This window comes from Nocardiopsis nanhaiensis (assembly GCF_054778635.1).
The window spans coordinates 1-15,858 of record NZ_BAAGZJ010000070.1 but is presented as its reverse complement, the minus strand read 5'-3'; the positions used below and the strand labels follow the sequence as shown (position 1 = coordinate 15,858).

Annotated in this window: 10 protein-coding genes and 1 pseudogene; 4 read left to right on the top strand and 7 right to left on the bottom strand. The window is 70.1% G+C overall.

Annotation, left to right across the window (positions count from 1 at the left end; all coding sequences use genetic code 11):
• Window positions 1-91 precede the first annotated feature (91 nt).
• Together eno and ACYVD1_RS26190 are read right to left on the bottom strand one after the other, a co-directional pair.
• Window positions 92-1,375 carry a phosphopyruvate hydratase gene (gene eno / locus ACYVD1_RS26195; protein WP_460777142.1) on the bottom strand — a complete coding sequence of 428 codons (1,284 nt, stop codon included), beginning with the start codon at window positions 1,373-1,375 and terminating at the stop codon, window positions 92-94.
• Between the two features lie 101 nt (window positions 1,376-1,476).
• Entirely contained in the window at window positions 1,477-2,031 is a 555-nt protein-coding gene (locus tag ACYVD1_RS26190; RefSeq protein WP_460777140.1) for a TetR/AcrR family transcriptional regulator, read from the bottom strand.
• A gap of 134 nt (window positions 2,032-2,165) precedes the next feature.
• Between ACYVD1_RS26190 and ACYVD1_RS26185 the strand changes: the two genes are divergently transcribed.
• Window positions 2,166-3,392, top strand: coding sequence for an FAD-dependent monooxygenase (locus tag ACYVD1_RS26185; RefSeq protein ID WP_460777139.1), 1,227 nt, complete (start codon window positions 2,166-2,168; stop codon window positions 3,390-3,392).
• Between the two features lie 189 nt (window positions 3,393-3,581).
• Window positions 3,582-5,033, top strand: a complete 1,452-nt coding sequence (locus ACYVD1_RS26180) for an FtsW/RodA/SpoVE family cell cycle protein (protein ID WP_460777138.1) — start codon at window positions 3,582-3,584, stop codon at window positions 5,031-5,033.
• An 18-nt stretch (window positions 5,034-5,051) separates the two neighbouring features.
• Here the strand turns inward: ACYVD1_RS26180 and ACYVD1_RS26175 are convergent, their stop codons facing one another.
• The 3 genes from ACYVD1_RS26175 to cysC all read right to left on the bottom strand — a co-directional run bounded on the left by ACYVD1_RS26175 (window position 5,052) and on the right by cysC (window position 9,084).
• Window positions 5,052-6,410, bottom strand: coding sequence for a short-chain fatty acid transporter (locus tag ACYVD1_RS26175; protein WP_460777137.1), 1,359 nt, complete (start codon window positions 6,408-6,410; stop codon window positions 5,052-5,054).
• A 287-nt stretch (window positions 6,411-6,697) separates the two neighbouring features.
• Window positions 6,698-7,393, bottom strand: a complete 696-nt coding sequence (locus ACYVD1_RS26170) for a MazG family protein (protein WP_460777162.1) — start codon at window positions 7,391-7,393, stop codon at window positions 6,698-6,700.
• A 50-nt stretch (window positions 7,394-7,443) separates the two neighbouring features.
• Window positions 7,444-9,084 carry an adenylyl-sulfate kinase gene (gene cysC / locus ACYVD1_RS26165; protein ID WP_460777136.1) on the bottom strand — a complete coding sequence of 547 codons (1,641 nt, stop codon included), beginning with the start codon at window positions 9,082-9,084 and terminating at the stop codon, window positions 7,444-7,446.
• A gap of 463 nt (window positions 9,085-9,547) precedes the next feature.
• Here cysC and mfd point away from each other — a divergent pair, with 463 nt between their 5' ends.
• Complete coding sequence (mfd, locus tag ACYVD1_RS26160; RefSeq protein ID WP_460777135.1) at window positions 9,548-13,162, top strand: transcription-repair coupling factor; 3,615 nt, start codon at window positions 9,548-9,550, stop codon at window positions 13,160-13,162.
• 66 nt (window positions 13,163-13,228) lie between these two features.
• Here mfd and ACYVD1_RS26155 read toward each other — a convergent pair whose 3' ends face one another.
• Window positions 13,229-14,908, bottom strand: a complete 1,680-nt coding sequence (locus ACYVD1_RS26155; protein WP_460777134.1) for a cell division protein PerM — start codon at window positions 14,906-14,908, stop codon at window positions 13,229-13,231.
• A 138-nt stretch (window positions 14,909-15,046) separates the two neighbouring features.
• On the opposite strand from ACYVD1_RS26155, the gene ACYVD1_RS26150 reads away from it, so the two are divergent.
• Window positions 15,047-15,583 (top strand): DUF1707 SHOCT-like domain-containing protein, encoded by a 537-nt coding sequence (locus ACYVD1_RS26150; RefSeq protein WP_460777133.1) that lies wholly within the window; start codon window positions 15,047-15,049, stop codon window positions 15,581-15,583.
• Window positions 15,584-15,720: 137 nt separating this feature from the next.
• On the opposite strand, the pseudogene ACYVD1_RS26145 reads toward ACYVD1_RS26150, so the two are convergent.
• Window positions 15,721-15,858, bottom strand: a pseudogene (locus tag ACYVD1_RS26145) (succinate--CoA ligase subunit alpha); the annotation flags it as partial.

Below are 15,858 nucleotides of genomic sequence, written 5' to 3'. Positions count from 1 at the left end.
TCCTCGCAGGGCCCTTGGCGGACCTGTCGGATTTGGTCGCCTTCTCGGCCTTTGTGGGCTGCTGCTTGGATTCGCGGGACACTGGGGCAGACTAGCCGCGCTTGGCGAACCTCGGGAAGGCCGACACGCCCGCGTAGACGGCCGCGTCGTCCAGCTCCTCCTCGATCCGCAGAAGCTGGTTGTACTTGGCGACCCGCTCGCTCCGCGCCGGGGCACCGGTCTTGATCTGACCGGCGTTGGTGGCCACCGCGATGTCCGCGATGGTCGTGTCCTCGGTCTCGCCGGAACGGTGGCTGATCATCGCCGTGTAACCGCTGCGCTGGGCGAGGGAGACCGCGTCCAGCGTCTCGGTCAGGGTGCCGATCTGGTTGACCTTCACCAGGAGCGAGTTCGCGGTGTCGGAGAGGATGCCGCGCTGGAGCCGCTCGGGGTTGGTGACGAACAGGTCGTCGCCCACGAGCTGGACCTTGGCGCCGAGCTGGTCGGTGAGCGTCTTCCAGCCGTCCCAGTCGTCCTCGTCGAGGGGGTCCTCGATGGAGACCAGCGGGTAGGCGTCGACGAGCTCCGCGTAGTAGGCGGCCATCTCCTCGGCGGTGCGGGTCTTGCCCTCGAAGGTGTAGACACCGTCGGCGAACAGCTCGCTGGCGGCCACGTCCAGGGCGAGCGCGATGTCGGTGCCGACCTTGTAACCCGCCTTCTCGATCGCCTCGACGATCAGGTCCAGTGCGGCGCGGTTGCTGTCCAGGTTGGGGGCGAAACCGCCCTCGTCGCCGACGCCGGTGCCCAGGCCGTGCGCCTTGAGGACCGATTTCAGTGAGTGGTAGACCTCGGTGCCCCAACGGAGGGCCTCGGTGAAGCTCGCGGCGCCCACAGGAGCGACCATGAACTCCTGGATGTCGACGTTGCTGTCGGCGTGCGCGCCACCGTTGAGGATGTTCATCATGGGCACGGGCAGGACGTGCGCGTTGGGGCCGCCGATGTAACGGAACAGCGGCAGGCCGGCCTCGTCGGCGGCGGCCTTGGCCACGGCCAGGGAGGTACCCAGGATGGCGTTGGCGCCGATCCGGGACTTGTCCGTGGTGCCGTCCAGGTCGATGAGCGCGCGGTCGATGATGCGCTGCTCGTCGGGGCTGTGGCCGAGCAGCTCGTCCGCGATCTCGTCGTTGACGGCGGTGACGGCCTTGGCCACTCCCTTGCCGCCGTAGCGTTCGCCGCCGTCACGCAGCTCGACGGCCTCGAACTGGCCGGTGGAGGCGCCGCTGGGGACACCCGCGCGGGTGATGGTCCCGTCGTCGAGCAGAACCTCGACCTCGACTGTCGGGTTACCCCGGGAATCAAGGATCTCCCGCGCCTGTACTGACTCGATGGACGCCACGATCTCTCCGTCTCTTCGGTGTTCGGGCCCACGCTCTCCGGACCCGACACGAGCCTAGCGACCCCGACCGCCCGTATGGGAGCCCACCCCGCCACATTGGTCTAGTCCTTATCGGCCATTCCGGCTTTCAGGGCGGAGAGGGCGATCTCCACGGCGGCCGCGCGGTGGGCGGCGCACTCCTCCGGGGGAAGCATGACCGCGATGTCCTGGATGCCGCCCAAAGCGGTCACGGCGCCCATCTTGGCGGGGGTCGCGGGCTCCGGTCCGACCAGCGCCCTGTCCAGGCGCTGGCGCCAGGCGATGACGGATTCGACGAACCCCATTTCCGCCAGGGCACCCATGTCGTTCAGCAGGGCGAGCAGCAGAGTGCTGTGGCGTACACAGAGGTCGAAGTAGCCTCCCAGGATTTCGCGGGGGTCCTCTACCGACCCGCCCTCGATCCACTCGAGCATCTCCTCGGTGTCGTCGCGCAGGGGATCGATCAGCGCCCGGAGCAGGTCCTTCTTGGACGGGAAGTGGTAGTAGAGCGCCGCCTTCGTGATGTCGAGCCGTTCGGCGATCTCCCGAAGGCTCGTCTTCTCGTAGCCCTTCTGCCCGAAGAAGTCCAGGGCCACCGCCCTGATCTCGGCCTTCGTGTCGTTCTGCGCTCTGGGCACCCTCACCGCTCCCGTCTCTCGCCACCGCTCCGGCGAGTCTACCCCGAACTTTCCGGCCGGTAAGTTACTTGACGCCCGGTAAGTGACTGCCTAACGTGGATGCTCCACCACAGCCAAGGAGCTCTGAGGGCCACATGACCGCCGTTCGAACCGTCCTCGTCTCCGGCGCCAGCATCGCCGGGCCCGCCCTCGCCCACTGGCTCCACCACTACGGCATCCGGACCACCGTCGTGGAGAAGGCGCCCGCGCCGCGCCCAGGGGGCTACGCCATCGACCTGCGCGGCAAGGCCATCGACGTGGTCGAGCGCATGGGTCGCCTGACCGAGATCCGCGACCGGGTGACCGAGATGCGCTACGGCACCTTGGTCGACGGCCGGGGACGCCGACGCGCAGGCTTCGACACCAGCGTCGTCTCCCCCGCGGAGCGGTCGCTGGAGCTGTTGCGCGGCGACCTGGTGAGCGTCCTGCACCAGCCCACGACCGAGCACACCGAATACCTCTACAACGAGTCCATCACCGGGATCGATCAGCGCGACGGCGGTGTGCGCGTCACCTTCGAGAACGCCGACGCACGCGACTTCGACCTGGTCGTGGGCGCCGACGGGCTGCACTCCAACACGCGCGGGCTCGTCTTCGGCCCAGAGGACCCCCTAGCCCGCTACCTCGGCGCCTACATCAGCATCTTCACCGTCCCCAACCACCTGGGGCTGGACCGCGAGGCCCGGCTGTACAACACCCCCGGCAAGCTGGCCGGGATGTACCAGACTCCCCGGGCCGAGGGCGCCAAGGCGATGTTCGGCCTGCACGCTCCGCACCACGTGGGCGCGGAACGCCGCTCCCCCGAGGACCAGCGCCGCTACCTGCGCAAGGAGTTCACCGGTAACGGCTGGGAGAGCGACCGGATCCTGGAGGCCATGGAGAACTCCGAGGACTTCTACTTCGACTCGATCACCCAGATCCGGATGGACCGGTGGTCGCTGGGGCGGGTCACCCTGCTGGGCGACGCCGGGTACTGCCCCTCACCGCTGTCCGGTCAGGGCAGCAGCCTGGCCGTGGTCGGCGCGTACGTTCTGGCCGAGGAGCTGGCCCGGCACACGGAGGTGACACACGCTTTGGCCGCCTACGAGGGCCGGATGCGCCCCTTCGTGAAGGCCAACCAGGACATCGCAGGCAGCGGCATGCACTTCCTTGCGCCTAAGACCCGGCTCGGTATCGCCGGCCGAGACCTGATGGTGCGCGCCTCATCCCTGTTCAAGACGCTGGGCACGTTCACGGGGAAAATGGACCGGGCCGCCGAAGCGATCGATCTGGACGCACCGGCACCCGATTCCGCGATCGCCGCCACCCGCGACCGGAGCTGACCGGTAAGCGACACGCGCCCTATTCCGGGCGGAACAACAGCGTTTCGAGTGTTCTAAACCAAACCGCCCGGAAGCGGCCGGTCCCCTTGTCCCGGGCCCACCCGCGCCTATAGTTCGAGTCATCGACAGCCGTGGGATCCGCCCTGTCCACGCCCACACGGCGAGGCCCGCGCGGATGGTGGGGACTCGATGGCCAACCCTCAGACCGAACCGGCGGACGGGGCCCTGCGCCCGGCGCGCCAGAGACACGGAGAGTTCGCCCTGCTCCTGGCCGCGATCGGGGTGACCGCGGCGTCCATGGGCTACGCGTCCCTGGCGATCACCGGCGGGATCGACACCCAGGTGCTCGTCTACACGCTGGCCCTCGGGGGCGGCGCCCTCGGCCTGAACGTGCTCATGCGCTTCATGACGCCCTACGCCGACCCCGTCCTGGTCCCGGTCGCCACCGCCCTCAGCGGGTTCGGCGTCACGATGATCTGGGCGCTCCAGATGACCCGCAACGTCAACCCCGGGAGCGGGGAGGCCGACCGGCAACTCCTGTGGGCACTGGTCGGCATGGGCCTGTGCGCGGGCACCGTGCTCTTCGTGCGCAACCCCCGTCGGCTGACCATGTACACGTACCTGATCGCCTTGGTCGCCTTGGTCCTGCTCATTCTGCCGCTGTCACCGATCGGGCACGAGGTCCTGGGCGCGCGGCGGTGGATCATGATCGGTCCCTTCACCATGCAGCCCTCGGAGTTCGCGAAGGTGCTGCTGGTGGTCTTCCTGGCCTCCTACCTGGGCCGACAGCGCGACATCCTGGCACTGGTCAGCAGGACCGTGAAGATCGGCAGAGTGAAGGTGTTCAGCGTGCCGCGCGCCCGAGACCTCGCCCCGATGGGCGTGGGCTGGGGCATGGCGATCCTGCTGCTGGTCGGCACCAGGGACCTGGGCACCTCGCTGCTGCTGTTCGGCACGTTCCTCGCGGTGCTCTACGCGGCCACCGCGCGCAAGTCCTGGGTGCTGATCGGCCTGGTGGCCTTCTCCGCCGGGGCGTACGTCGCATACCTGCTGTTCGGACACGTACAGAACCGGGTGCGGATCTGGCTTAACGCCTTCGACGAGGAGGTGTACCACAGCGCGGGCGGCAGCTTCCAAGTGGTGGAAGGCATGATCGCCCTGGCCTACGGCGGCCTCCTTGGCACCGGCTTCGAGCAGGGCGACGCACAGAACATCTTCGCCGCCGACAGCGACCTGATCCTGGTATCCGTGGGCGAGAAACTGGGCCTGACCGGCCTGATGGCCGTTCTGGCCCTGCTGTTCCTGTTCGCGCAGCGGGCCCTGCGCATCGCCCTGGGCTGCAAGGACGTGTTCCTCAAACTCACCGCGCTCGGCTACGGGTTCCTCACCGCCTTCAACGTGTTCATCGTGCTGGGCGGCGTCACCCTGATCATCCCGCTCACCGGCATGACCACACCGTTCCTGTCGGCGGGCGGGTCCGCGCTGATGGCCAACTGGCTGATCGTGGGCCTGTTGCTGACCATCAGCGAGACCGCCCGCCGGCCTCAGGAGATGTTCAGCTCCGGGATGGCCCCCGGTGACCCCTCCACCGAGGTGATCAACGTGCGCAACCTGCCGGACGGACTCCGGGAAGGGCAGTGAGCATCAAGGCCGGCCCGGTCAGGTCAGGAACGTGATGCACAGGGAGGCAACGACCATAGCGAAAAGCATCACGACCGCTGAGTAGCCCAGGACCTTGCCCGCCCGCAGCTTGGTCAGGGCGAGCAGGGGTAGCGCCCAGAACGGCTGGATGCCGTTGGTGAGCTGGTCGCCCATCGCCACCGCCATCACACCCACACCCGGTTCGAGGCCCAGGCTCTCCGTCGCGCCGATGACCACCGGTCCCTGCACGGCCCACTGACCGCCGCCCGAGGGCACCGCCAGGTTGACCAGTGCGGCACTGACCAGAGCCAGGAACGGATAGCTGAAGGGCGTGGCGATGGAGACGAACCACCCGGTGATGACCTCCAGCAGACCAGAGCTGTCCATGATCCCCATGATCCCGGCGTAGAAGGGGAACTGGACGATCACCGCGGAAGCGTTCTTGGCGCCCTCCGCGGCCGCGGAGGAGTAGCCCGCCAACGTCCCGTGCAGCCCGAGGCCCGCCATCAGGAACGTGAAGTTGAGCAGGTTGATGTCCATACCCACGACACCGTCCGCCACGAGGGCCGGCACGAGGTAGACGAGGCCGACGGCGACCACCGCGTACACCAGGATCCGGCTGTGCATGAGGCGCTGGGCAGGTGAGAGGGCACGCAGTTCAGTGCGGGTGGGACGGCCACCCGCACCGTCACCGCCGAGTGGGCCATCGTCGTCGCTGTCACCGATCTGCTCGCTCTCGTCTCCCTTGGGGTGCATGCTCATCAGCAGCAGAGGGGCGCCGATCAGCATCGCCACGAGGAAGACCAGGTTGAACGGTTGGAAGATGGTCTCACTGAGCGGGATCAGACCGATCTGGTCCTCCAGGAAGTGCCCCTCGGTGTTGACCAGCAGCGGAGCTGAACCGGACAGGCCGCTGTGCCAGAGCATCAGGCCCGTGTACCCGCCCGCCGCGAGGAGCGGGAAGTGCACCTTGACCCCGCGCTCCTTGCAGGAACGGGCCACCTCCACGGCCAGGAGGGCACCGGCGATCAGACCGAGCCCCCAGTGCACGATGCCCAGCAGGGCGGCGCCCAGGGCGGTGACGGCCACCGCGCTCAACGGCCCGCGCGCCAGCCCCGCCACCCAGACGATCGCCCGGCGGGCCGGGGGCGAGGAAGCCAGCGCGTAGCCGGTGACCAGCACGAGGGTCATCTGCATCCCGAATTCCAGGAGGTCCCAGAACCCGCCGTACCAATCCCCGACCAGGCCGATCGGGGTGCGGTCGGTGACGAAGAGGGCCAACCCGAAGACCAGGGCGGACAGGATGATCGCGAAGACGAAGGCGTCCGGCACCCACCGGGTGCTGAACGCCGCGAGGGCATTGCCGAAACGTCGCATGGTTCTCCCGCACGTAAGGAGGGCGCAGCCGGCTGGACGGTGCCGGACCTGCGACTTCTCCTGTTTGACGACAGAACTCTGTTGCCTACGCCACACCCGAGTCAAGGGTGGAAAACCCACACCGGAGGAGCTGGAGTGTATGGCGGGAAAGGATTGCCGCTACCCGGCAGCGCACCTGAAGTCCCGCGGAGTCGGACAGGGCACCGGGATCGACCGCACCACAAAGGGCTTCGGCCTCCCTTCCCCGTAGCGAGGGACCCGCCGCCGGGGATCCCCGCCCGGAGTGGTCACTCGCCGGTTTTCGCCCAGTACTCGCGCCACTGTTCTTCGGTGAGTTCACGGGGCTCGTGCCCGTCCGCGCGGGCCGCTGCTTCGGTGGCACGGACCCGGCCGTCGAATCGGCGGGCAGCCAGACGGAGATCGGTCTCGGGGTCGCGGCCCTGATCGCGTTCGGCTGCCACGGCAGCAAAGAGCTCTCCGCCCTCGGCGGCGTCGTCGCCGACCAGGTCGGCGGGGAAACCGTTGCGCACGGCACGCTTCTGGAGCTCGTAGGCCAGCAGTACGGCAGGCTGGGCGAAGGGCACCCCGTCGAGCACCGAGGTCTCACCGCTGCCGCCGTTGGCCTTGGCCTTCTCCGCGCGCTCAGCCGCCTTGACCGCCTCCCAGTTCGACCACACCTCGTCGGTGCCGGACACGTCCTGGCCGCCGAACACGTGCGGGTGGCGGCGGGTCATCTTGTCGATGATGGCGTCGGCGACGTCGTCCACCGTGAACCGGGCCGGGTCGCCCTCGGGGCGTTCGGCACCGATCGCGGCGTGGAAGACCACCTGCAACAGCACGTCGCCGAGCTCCTCGCGCAGCTGCGGGTAGTCGGCGTCCTCGATGGTCTCCAGGGTCTCGTAGGACTCCTGGATCAGGTACTTGGCCAGGGACTCGTGGGTCTGCGAACTGTCCCAGGGGCACTCGCGGCGCAGTGCCTCCATCACCTCGACCAGGCGTAGGACCCGGTGCCCGGCCGGGTTCGATGCCTCACTCAACTGTCGTCCTCACTCACGTGCTGGTCGGGTGCGGGAAGCCAACCGCCTTCGCGCAGGGCGGTCAGCACAGCGGCCACGGACTCCGCGGGGGCCGCGCCCACCGTGTCGACCACCAGGTCGGCGTCGAGCGGCTCCTCGTAGGGGTCGGAGATTCCGGTGAACTCGGGGATCTCCCCCGCACGCGCCTTGGCGTACAGGCCCTTGCGGTCGCGGGCCTCGCACACTTCGAGGGGTGTCGCCACGTGCACCAGGAAGAAGTCCCCGAACTCCTCCACCATGGCACGCACCTCGGCCCGGCCAGCGGCGTACGGCGCGATCGGCGCGCACACGGCCACACCGCCGTGGCGGGTGATCTCCGAGGCGACGTAACCGATGCGGCGGATGTTGAGTTCGCGGTCCTCTCGGGAGAAGGTCAGCCCTTTGGAGAGCATGCGGCGTACCACGTCCCCGTCGAGGAGGGTGACCGTGCGCCCGGCCCGGCGGATGCCGTCGCAGACCCCTCGGGCGATGGTGGACTTGCCCGAGCCGGACAGGCCGGTGAAAAGCAGGGTTATGCCGCGCCTGGTGCGGGCGGGGCGCAGCCGCGAGAGTTCGGCGCTGACGCGGGCCGGCGTGAACCAGGAGGGCAGTTCACGTCCGTGCGCCAGTTCCTGCTCTACCTCTTCGTCGGAGAGCTCCGCGAGGACGTCGCCGGGGGCGACGTGGGTGCGGGGCTTCCAGAGCGCCTCATCCTCGTCGTACCGCCAGGGCTCGGGGGCCAGGACGGTGAGCGGGGGCCGGAGAGCCATGACGCGCTCGGACTCGGGACCCGCGCCGCCGGCCTCCACCAGAAGGTGGGTGGCCCCATGGGCGGCGGCGACGTGCGCGGCCAGGGCGGCGTCTCGCTCGGTCCACACCCCGCCGAGCCGGCCGGCGGAGCGCGCCTCAGCCCGGGGCAGCGTGACCACGACGAACGTGCTCCGGGGCGGCAGCAGGGGTTCGGCCGCCAGGACCGCGGTGGCCAGTCCCTCGTCGTCCTGGCCGGTGTCGATGATGACCAGGACCTCGGCGCGTTCGCCGCCTCTGCCCAGTGCCTCGGCCTCGGCCCGGATCTGGTGCAGGGCCCGGTGGTGCAGGGGACGGTCGGCGACCACCGCCAGCAGGGGCTGGTCGGCGGAGGGTTCGAGCTCGCGCTGGGCGCGGACCTCGGCTGGGGCGGTGCGCAGCTCGCGCAGCACCCCGTACATGGGCGGGCGCAGCAGTGTGACGTCGCCGGCCAAGTAGTGGCGCGGGCCGACGCCCCCGGAGTCCGTGCCCGGCGCCTCGGAGACCTCTCCGGTGCTCTCCCAGTGCTCTCGGACCACCAGCTCCGCCAGCGGCGCCCCCTCCAGGTCGGTGAGGGTGAGCCGTTCCTCCGCCACCAGCTCCTCGGGTACTTCGAGGGTGACCGGAACCGGCCAGGGTCGGCCGTCGAGCAGGCGGCCCTCCCTCGCCACCGAACGCGCCTCCTCCCGAGTCATGAACCCGGGCAGCGGGTAGGCTCCGCTGAGAATGAGCTCCAGGTGGGCGAGGCCGTCCGGACCTGGGGCGAAGACCGGAGCTGCCGGTCGGCCGGTGTCCTCGACCGACCCGTTCCCCTGCCATTGGGCGCTTACCACGTGCTTCCTCTCCTCGGGCCGTCCACTCGGGGTTGTCCGTAAAAAGCCTGCGCCCAGCGTATGCCCGCCGTGGCTCCCCACTGGGCGCCCCATCTCACGATCCGGAATAGCGGCAGCTCAAGGCGGGTTCACATGAACGTGACCCGACCTGTTCTCCCGGAATCGGGGGCCGGGTCCGAACCGACTCGACCCCCGAACCCGGGCCGCGCGCGACCGGCGGACTGGTTAAGCTGAGGGGAGCCGGGCGGCCCATGCCCATCCAGTACGGCCGCCCACCACCGTCAACGCTCACGTACGGACCGTCCCCGGTGACCCGCGGGGCGGTGGCAACCGTGCTCGCCGTACACGTCCGAGTTTCGACGTTCAGGCTGGTCACGGGGGAGATCGCGGCAGCAACCGCCTTCACCACCACACGAACCGCCAGGCGCGACGCCTGAACCGGACCACTTCCATTCTTGGTGCTATGAGCCTCATTGGACTTCTCGCCGACGTCTCCAAGGACCCGGCGCTGCACAGCGCGATCGAGACCGCCCGGGGCGGCCGCGATCCCCACCTCGACCTCGTCGCCCCCGCGGCGCTGCGCCCCTTCATGGTGGGGGCGCTGGCGGCCGACGCACCCGTGGGCGCGGAGCGGCCGGTTCTCGCCGTCACCGCCACCGAGCGGGAGGCCGTCGACCTGGCCGACGCGCTCAGCTCGCTGCTGCCCGCGGAGTCGGTGGCGCACTTCCCGGCGTGGGAGACCCTTCCGCACGAGCGGCTGTCCCCGCGTTCCGACACCGTCGGCCAGCGCCTCGCCGTCCTGCGCCGACTCGCACACCCGGACCCCGCGGACCCGCTGACCGCCCCGCTGCGCGTGGTCGTGGCCCCGGTACGAAGCGTGCTCCAGCCGCTGGTCGGCGGACTCGGCGACCTCGAGCCCGTCCGGATCCGGCCCGGCGACGACGTCGCGCTGGAGGACGTGGTCAGCAACCTCACCAACACCGGTTACGCCCGCGTGGACCTGGTGGAGAAGCGCGGCGACATGGCCGTGCGCGGAGGCATCCTGGACGTCTTCCCGCCGACCGAGGAGCACCCCCTCCGGTTGGAGTTCTGGGGCGACACCGTCGAGGACATCCGGTACTTCCAGGTTGCCGACCAGCGCTCCATCACGCCCCTCGAGAGCGGCGACGACCCGCGGACCAGCGCCGCCTCCGGCCTGTTCGCGCCGCCCTGTCGGGAGCTGCTGCTCACCGAGACCGTCCGCGGGCGCGCCCGCGCCCTGGCCGACGAGCACCCCTCCCTGGCCGAGATCCTCACCAAGATCGCCGACGGGGTGTCGGTCGAGGGCATGGAAGCGTTCGCCCCAGTGCTCGCCGAGCGCATGGAGCCGCTTTTCACCTACCTGCCCGACAACGCCATGGTGCTGGGCTGCGACCCCGAACGGATCCGCGCCCGCGCCCTGGAGCTGGAGGCCACCAGCGCCGAGTTCCTGGACGCGTCGTGGATCAACGCGGCCTCCGGCGGCGAGGCCCCCATCGATCTGGGCGAGTCCGCTTACATGTCCATCTCCGAGCTGCGCGCCATCGCCGCCGACCGGGGGCTGCCCTGGTGGGGACTGACCCCGTTCAGCTCCGGAGAGGTGAACGACGCCGGCGAGGAGGACAACGCGGTCGTGGTGGGCGCGGTACCCGCGGACACCTACCGCGGCGACACCGAGCGCGCCCTCGCCGACGTGAAGAGCTGGTTGCACGACAACTGGAGCGTCGTGCTGGTCACCCAGGGCCACGGGCCCGCCGAACGCCTCGTGGCGATGCTGCGCGACGCCGGCCTCGGTGCGGCGCTCGCCGCCGACCTGCTCGAACCGCCCAAGGACGCGATCGCGACCGTCACCACCGGCATGGTCGACCACGGCTTCCTACTGCGCTCCGTGCACACGGTGGTGCTCACCGAGACCGATCTGGCGGGGCAGAAGTCCTCCACACGCGACATGCGCCGGATGCCCAGCCGCCGCAAGGGCACCGTGGACCCGCTCCAGCTCAAGCCGGGCGACCACGTCGTGCACGAACAGCACGGGGTCGGCCGCTACCTGGAGATGGTCAGCCGCCAGATCCAGGGCGCCACCCGCGAATACCTGCTCATCGAGTACGCGCCGTCCAAGCGCGGCCAGCCCGGCGACCGGCTGTTCGTGCCGACCGAGCAGCTCAGCGAGGTCACCCGGTACGTGGGCGGCGAGGCACCGACCCTGTCCAAGATGGGCGGCGCCGACTGGAACAAGGCCAAGAGCCGCGCCCGCAAGGTCGTCCGCGAGATCGCCGGCGACCTGATCCGGCTGTACTCGGCGCGGCAGGCCTCGCCGGGGCACGCCTTCGGCCCGGACACCCCGTGGCAGCACGAGCTGGAGGACGCCTTCCCCTACGTGGAGACGCCCGACCAGATGGCCGCGATCGACGAGGTCAAGGCGGACATGGGCAAGTCGGTCCCGATGGACCGGCTGATCTGCGGGGACGTGGGTTACGGCAAGACCGAGGTGGCGGTACGGGCGGCGTTCAAGGCCGTACAGGAAGGCAAGCAGGTCGCCCTGCTGGTGCCCACCACCCTGCTGGTCCAGCAGCACCTGTCCACGTTCACCGAGCGGTACGCGTCCTTCCCCATCTCGGTGAAGCCGATGTCGCGGTTCCAGACCGACGGCGAGGTGGAGGTCACCCGCGAGGGGTTGCGCTCGGGCGAGGTCGACGTGGTCATCGGCACGCACCGGCTGCTGTCCCAGGAGACCCGCTTCAAGGACCTGGGCCTGGTCATCGTCGACGAGGAACAGCGCTTCGGCGTGGAGCACAAGGAGGCCCTGAAGCGGCTGCGCACCCAGGTGGACGTGCTCGCGATGTCGGCGACGCCCATCCCGCGCACCTTGGAGATGGGCCTGACGGGCATCCGTGAGATGACCACGATCCTCACCCCGCCGGAGGAGCGCCACCCGGTACTCACCTTCGTCGGTCCCTACGAGGACAAGCAGATCACCGCGGCGATCCGGCGCGAGCTGATGCGTGAGGGCCAGGTGTTCTTCGTGCACAACCGGGTGGCGTCGATCGACAAGGTGGCCGCCTCCATCAAGCGCCTGGTGCCCGAGGCCCGGGTGGCGTACGCGCACGGCCAGATGAACGAGCAGCAGCTCGAGAAGGTCATGGTCGACTTCTGGGAGAAGAACTACGACGTGCTGGTCTCCACGACCATCGTCGAGTCCGGCCTGGACGTGCCCAACGCCAACACCCTGATCATCGACCGCGCCGACACCTACGGCCTGTCGCAGCTGCACCAGCTGCGCGGCCGGGTGGGCCGCGGCCGTGAGCGCGCCTACGCGTACTTCCTGTACCCGCCGGAGAAGCCCTTGAGCGAGACCGCCTACGAGCGCCTCGCGACGGTGGCACAGCACACCGAGACCGGGGCGGGCATGTACGTGGCGATGAAGGACCTGGAGATCCGGGGCGCGGGCAACATCCTGGGCGCAGAGCAGTCCGGGACCATCGCCGGGGTGGGCTTCGACCTGTACGTGCGCATGGTCGGTGAGGCCGTGGCCGAGCTCAAGGGCGACCCGGAGGCCGTCCCCGAGGCCGAGACCAAGGTCGAACTGCCGATCAACGCGCACATCCCGCACGACTACGTGCCGGGCGAGCGGCTGCGGTTGCAGTCGTACAAGCGGATCGCGAGTGTCACCAGCGAAGAGGACATCCTCGCCGCCTACGAGGAGCTCACCGACCGGTACGGCACCCCGCCCCAGCCGGTGGACAACCTCATGGCGGTGGCGCGGTTCCGGGTACTCGCCAAGTCGGCGGGGCTGGCCGACGTGGTCCTGCAGGGCAACCAGATCCGCTTCTCCCCCGTGGAGCTGCGCGAGTCCCAGGAGCTGCGGCTGCGGCGGATGTACCCCAAGTCGGTGCGGAAGGAGGCCGCGAAGACCCTCCTCGTACCGGTCCCCAAGGCCGGGGGGATGGGCGCCAAGCCGCTACGCGACCTGGAACTGCTCAAGTGGTGCACCGACCTGGTGAACGCCATCTTCGAGCCGGACAAGCAGGGCGCCCGCCGCGAAGTCCAGAACGACGGCTGAGGGGCCGGGCCGCCCGGGAGGGCTTTCCCCGGGCGGCCCGGCCCCGACCGCACGGTTCCGAGCGGCTCAGTTCCGGTTCGTGGTGTCGATGTCCTCCGGGGCGGCCTCGTAGGTGATGCCGAACATGTCGTCCTCGGACTCCTCGTCCGTGCGGCCGCCCCGGCGCCACCAGCCGCCACCCCCGGTCCGCTTCTCCGAACGCCGTTGGGCCCGCAGCTCCGCACGGGCCTCCTTCCGGGCCTGGCGCTCGACCGCGCGATCCCGCTTGCGGGCCTCCCGCGCCCGCTTGAGTTCGGCCCGCCGTTCGACGATGGTGGGCTCCGCCTCCACCCCGTCGTCGGCCTCCTCCTCACGGCGGTGCAGAGCCGTCACCGTGGCCAGCCCCTTGCCCACAGGGACGTCAGGGGGCAGCTCCACGACCGGCGGCGAGGGTTCTGCGCTCTTCTCCGCCTGGACCTCCTCCCGCCGAGTGACCACGGCGCGGCTCAGCTTGCGCGAGTACCACCAGTTCGCGATCCACGCCGCCACCGCCGCGGCCACACCCACCTCCAGGGCGGCCACCAGGCCGACCTGCCAGGCCGAGGGGCCCACCTCGGTGAGCCGTTGGGCACCCAGCGCCCCGCCCGCCAGCGCGGCCAGCGCGGCGCACAGCATCCCCGTCGTCACACCGCACACGAACCCCCACAGGGGCGCCGCTTCGCTGACCACGTCCGGAGCGCTGCGCTGGGTCAGCACCCCGCCGATCGCCCCGGCCACGAACGGCACCGCCAGCGCCGCCAGTGACAGCGCCGGCGCGGCTCCGTTGGCGGGCAGCGCCGCCAGCATCGGCAGCGCGGGCACCGCGCCCACCGACACCCCGGTGGGCGCGACCACCGTGGCCTCACCCACCGAGAAACCCGGGCCGAGCGCGTAGCAGACCGCGAAGACCACCGCGTTGGGCAGGTAGGCCAACTGGACGAGCACCAGGAGCACGCCGCCCACCACGCCGGGCCCGAGCGCCCGCGTGATCTCGACCGCCTCGGGAAGGTTCACCGCCAGTGCTGTCAGGAACAGCAGCAACCCGCCCGCGAGCAGCGTCCCCGTCGACGCGAGCATCCCCACCAGCAGCGACCGCGACCGAGCGGGCATCAGGTCGAGGAGGTCGCCCACGGCCACGCCCTTGTCCTTCATGAGCTGGCGCAGTACGCCCAACCCGCCGGCGAGGAACGCGATGAGGAAGCCCATGAGGAGGGCGCGCGGCATGCTCGGTTCAAAGGCCTCGGTGTGCGCGAGCAGAGCGAGCGTGCCCGCGATCGCCGCGTAGGGGCCGGCGATGGCCAGGGCGGCCCGGTACACGTGCCTGAGCCGCTCGATCTCGCAGCTGCGGGCCAACCACCGGCCGAACCGGTACAGCAGCAGCCCCGGCAGCAGCACCAGTCCGAGTGGCAGCAGGCTGATATCGCCCTCGGGCATCGCGAAGGAGACGTGGTGGCCCACCAACCACGCCAGGACGGCACCGCGCAGCAGGTCGGCGATGTCCTCACCGAAGGTGTCGTGGGGCGCGGCCACCCAGCCGACCATGGTGAGGGTGACGATCACCGCCAGCCCGATACCGGCGGCGGAGGCGGCGGCGATCCCGCCGGTGGAGTAGACCGGACGGGCCGGGCCGGTCTCGGCCGCGGGCTCGCTCCCGGATCCGCCGTCGGCTCCGGTCTTGGACCGCTTCGGTTGTCGGCCTCGGTCGGGGGGAGATCCTGGCGTACTCACCCGACTTATGCTGCCAGGGACCGGAATGCTCCGCGGTATCCCGGCCGCGCGTGTCGTGTCCGCATCGCCCCGGCGGGGAACCTTCCGCGAACGCGATACGTCGTAAGCTGAGAGGCCGCCCCCTACGAAGGACGCCAGATGGCAGAACTCGAACCCGATCGCTATCGCCTGTCCGATGAGGAACGCGACGAAGCGCTGGTTCACCTGCGCACAGCGTTCCAAGAAGGCCGTCTCGGCATCGACGAGCACGAGGAACGCACTGACCGTGCCCTGCAGGCGGTCACCAACGGCGACCTGGTCCCCCTCTTCGACGACCTCCCCCGGGCACTGCGTCCCGACTCCCTCACCGGAGGGGCGGAGCAGGGGTCAGCCGCTCCTGATCCTGCCCCCGTGGCACACTCCCCAGACCCTCCCGAGCCCGCGGCAGCAGCGGACGACCGAGCCCCGGAGCCTCGCGACCACGGGGCGAACATCGGCGGGCTCCTCGGCTGGGGAGGCTTCCTGCTCCTGGTGTGGGGCGTGCCCGTTCTCGTCAACGGCAGCCTCATCCCCATCGCGATCTTCCTGGGGTTCTTCTGTCTGATGGTGGTCGGGCCGCTCGCCGGGCAGCTGGCCTACAACCGCCACCGCCGCCTGCAGGGTGGTGGCGGACCCGGCCAGATCAGCGGAGGCTGACACCCGCTCAGTAGAGGGGTCCCGGTCCTGCAGGACCGGGTTTCCACGCCCAACAAACCGATGAAACGGCTCCGCCCCGCCTACCGGAAATCCGGCGGCGGGGCGGAGCCGTTCGAAAGCCCTACGGGGCCAGCCTCTTAGAAGAGCTCGCGGGCGAGCTGGGCGGTCTCGGTCGGGGTCTTGCCGACCTTGACACCCACAGCCTCCAGAGCCTCCTTCTTGGCCGCGGCCGTACCCGAGGAACCCGACACGATGGCACCCGCGTGACCCATCGT